Here is a 1,333-nt window from a genome sequence, read left to right on the forward strand (position 1 = left end):
GGTGCGCGCGACGGGGGTGGTAAACTTCGCGATAAACGCGCCTTGGTCGCTAGGCCCGAAGCCGAAGAACCCCGCCGAACCCGGCGTGGTCGTGTTCACGTGACTAAACGTGTTGGTCGTGATCAGTTGCGTGTGGCTCCGCGCGTTATTGCTCATGATCGCATCGGCTGGCACGGTGACGGCCAGGGTGTTAGTGCCGAGGGCGGCGGGCGTGTACGCGGCAAACGAAACCGTCGCCGTCGCGCCGGGGGCCAGCGAGGCAATGGGTTGCGTGTCCGTGAAGGTATTTACCCCGGTTACGGTTAAGGTCACGGGCAGATTGAGCAGGGGGCTCGTGCCCACGTTTTGCACCACGGCCTGCACGGTTTGGGGGATGAGTGGCGTTTTGCCTAACGCATGAATGCTCACGACCGCGGCATCCGTGGCGGGCGACGGATCGAAGCGGTATGTCCGACCCGCGTCGGGCAGCACCGAATTCCGGAGGCTATGCGCATAGCTGTCGTATTGGTATTGCGAAAGGACCGTGAGATTCCAGGCTTGGGTCGAGCTTTTGACGGCCATAATGGTCGAGATCCTAGCATTGTTCGCCCCTTTAAGGCCTACGACCGCGGACTTGATGGCGGTGGGGCCTGGTCCGGCCGTCGCGGGGCCGTAGACCAGCTCAATGCGGTTCGAGGTTTCGTAGAGTTTCACCTGAAACGAAATAGCGGCCAGCTGTTTTCCCGTCGCCGCTGACACGACTTTATCGCTCACATCTTTCCACTGGATCGTCGTTACGCGGGCCCCCGGCGCCCCGGTCGTCGCCACGCGGTAGTCGGTGGTCGCCGTGCCTTCCAGGTCCAGGTTCAGCGGCAGGATCAGATTGGTTTCGGTGGGGGTGTTCCGATTCCGCGGGCCGCCGGCAACGGTTTGGGGGCCGGAGGGAAAGAAGGGGGGGNNNCCCCATTGAAGCTGAACGAAAAGCCAATAGAGATGGCCGCCGAGTTGGCATCATCGTTATTGGGCGTGGGGATGAGCGTGCCAGTCGTGCCCAGATCGGTGTACGTGCCGGCCAGGTTGGTGGCCCCATACTCACTGTAGTTCAGGGCTTGGGCGAAGGCGCCGGAGCTGCTCAGCCCCAGCAGCAGGGTCAGCGCGCGGGTCCGCCAAGGCGTGGGGGGATTGCGGCTGCGGGCGGGGTGCATCGTGGGCATGGTGAAGGGGGTTGAGCAAGAGAACGTAAACCGAGCTAGGGACGAGCAGGAGGGCATCGGAACGCCACCTGTCAAAGGTAGGATAGAATAGCAGTAAAAGAAGAAAGGAGTGAGCAACAGCGGCATTACCAAATCATCAT

Annotated in this window: 1 protein-coding gene; it reads right to left on the reverse strand. The window is 62.0% G+C overall.

Features of this window, described 5'->3' with window-relative positions; genetic code table 11:
• The coding region (locus tag WX88_RS26640) for a CARDB domain-containing protein (protein ID WP_156176489.1) at positions 1-807 on the reverse strand (807 nt) is incomplete at its 3' end.
• Positions 808-1,333 lie beyond the last annotated feature (526 nt).

The organism is Hymenobacter terrenus (assembly GCF_000972495.1).
In the GTDB taxonomy this organism is placed as follows: Bacteria; Bacteroidota; Bacteroidia; order Cytophagales; family Hymenobacteraceae; genus Hymenobacter; species Hymenobacter terrenus.